This window comes from Microcoleus sp. N3A4, assembly GCF_036701805.1.
In the GTDB taxonomy this organism is placed as follows: domain Bacteria; phylum Cyanobacteriota; class Cyanobacteriia; order Cyanobacteriales; family Microcoleaceae; genus Microcoleus.
In genome coordinates this window covers 1-1,668 of record NZ_JAUBRJ010000173.1, presented here as the reverse complement: position 1 = coordinate 1,668, position 1,668 = coordinate 1, and the positions used below count along the sequence as shown (strand labels likewise).

Here is a 1,668-nt window from a genome sequence, read left to right as displayed (position 1 = left end):
AAAGTCCTCCTAAGAAACTCAATCTAACTGTGGAGTTTTAGCAACTAGCTCAAACCCAAAAGACTCAGCAGTTTTCTCCAGCTTAGAGACGATCCGTTGTCGATATTTCTGTTCGTAATAGTCAGCACCTGCATCGGCATAAGCGGTTTTTGTACTCCAGAGGTGATAGAAGATGCGGGCTAGCTTATGGGCAGCAGCGGTATTGGCCCCAGGGGCCCCCAATCGAGCGCGCAGCCGACGATAAAAAGCCCCTAATGCTGATTGAGAGCGAGATAAAGATTGAGCAGCCAAACGGAAGGCATTAGCAGCGCGATTAACTACTTGACGGGTATGAGAACTTTTGACTTTACCGCCGGTAATCCTCGAACCTGGACACAACCCTAACCAGGAACAAAAGTGTTTAACGGTAGGGAAACGAGTAGCGTCTAATCCGACTTCCGAGAGGAGGGTTTGTACGGTGAGAACATCGAAACCAGGGATTTGGGTAAAATCTACTCCACTAATCCGATACAAATGGTTGCGTAAGTTAAAAGTGGGTTCATGACCTCTGGGCTTTCTGTTCCCGCGTTTGGGAGGGTCTGGTGGGGGATTGTTTTCCATTGGGCAAAAGCTAGCTAAATATCGATCGATCTCGACATCGCAGCTAGCAATTTGTCCTTGATAGATGTCGTAAAGTTGTAACTCTTGTTTTAACACAAATATATGCTCAGCTCGATAGTCTCCTGTCAAGGCTTTGGCAATATCTGCGGTACTACTTTTAATGCGGGAATTTTTTAATTCGGCTAAGACTTGAGGATTCCTTTCTCCAGCTACAATGGCGCGGATAATTGTCATCCCTGTGACTCCTGTGATGTCACTGATGACTTTATTTAGTTGCAGATTCATTTGAATTAATGCTTTCTGCATCCGCAGTATGTGGGCACTACTACTTTTGATTAAGTTATCGCGGTGGCGAATGTAACTGCGGAGGACGCAAATTTGATCGTCAGGGCGAAAGGAACCGGACAATAAACCGTAGGTATGTAGCTGTTGCAACCACTGACAATCTAAAACATCGCTTTTTCTACCCGGTACGGTTTTGACGTGATGGGCATTTACCAGTTTGACTTCGATACCTCTTTCTTCGAGAATTTGAAAGGCACTTATCCAATAGACTCCTGTCGATTCCATTGCGATGGTGTCTACTCGACATTCCAACAACCAAGATGCCATCTCAATTAAGTCAGGGGTAAAACAGCTAAATTTACGCACATTTTGTTGGGTTCTATCGGGTGGGACGCAAACCCAATGTTCAGCAGAACCAATATCTATGCCTGCGGCATTTGGGTTAATCTGTGTGAAATTCGACATTTCACCCGTAACAGGTTTGTTTGTCTGGCGTCGGATCATTAGATGACTCCTTTTCGCGATCGAACTTTGGCGTGTCCCAATCGGTGGGCCGAAGAGATGTTATATTCTCCTAAACGGGATAGAGGCGATGACCTCTTCACCAATGTCATAACCATCTGGCCCACAACCACGCTCTAAATCAGGCTCAAAGAAGCACCATTGACTTGTCGGTCTGACTATCGGGACACAGGGGTAATATATCCGATCGCTGGCAACTTTTGGGCTAGCTTTACTGTTTCTTTTATTCATAACCGGCGTGCGACGCCGGTGGAACGCTCT

Annotated in this window: 1 protein-coding gene; it reads right to left on the bottom strand. The window is 46.0% G+C overall.

Annotated features, from left to right (window positions below; translation table 11 throughout):
• Positions 1-18: 18 nt before the first annotated feature.
• Entirely contained in the window at positions 19-1,389 is a 1,371-nt protein-coding gene (locus QUA56_RS36535; RefSeq protein WP_445242984.1) for an IS110 family transposase, read from the bottom strand.
• Between the last annotated feature and the right edge of the window lie 279 nt (positions 1,390-1,668).

Coding starts and splice junctions, on each gene's coding strand:
- QUA56_RS36535 (WP_445242984.1), bottom strand. CDS start 1,389: ATGATCCGACGCCAGACAAACAAACCTGTTACGGGTGAAATGTCGAAT.